The 295-nt window shown below is 50.2% G+C and carries 1 protein-coding gene; it reads left to right on the forward strand.

Annotated features, from left to right (window positions below; translation table 11 throughout):
• Positions 1 to 199, forward strand: a 199-nt coding sequence (locus FS628_RS30465; RefSeq protein WP_145326674.1) for a Tex-like N-terminal domain-containing protein, incomplete at its 5' end; no start/stop codon positions are given.
• Positions 200 to 295 lie beyond the last annotated feature (96 nt).

Below are 295 nucleotides of genomic sequence, written 5' to 3' on the forward strand. Positions count from 1 at the left end.
TAAAGAAATGAGTGGAGAGCTGGATGAGAATCAGGTGGGATGGATTGAAGAAGGCATTGTGTATGTGGGGAAGGTGGAGGATGGGAAATTGGAAGTGATGGGTATTATAGAGGAAGAGGGGAAGGTGAGGGGAGAAGTGGAGAAATGGATTACGGAGGGTGTGAAGGTGGAGGAAGTGGAAGAGGTGTATGGAGGTTAGGGTGAGAAGGGGAAAAGGGGTGGGAGGGTAGGGAAGGAAAAAGGTGTTGAAGGCGTTGGTGTATGGATGTGGGGTGAACCGAAACAAGGAGATGGG

The organism is Paenibacillus xylanexedens, from assembly GCF_007676705.1.
In the GTDB taxonomy this organism is placed as follows: domain Bacteria; phylum Bacillota; class Bacilli; order Paenibacillales; family Paenibacillaceae; genus Paenibacillus; species Paenibacillus xylanexedens_C.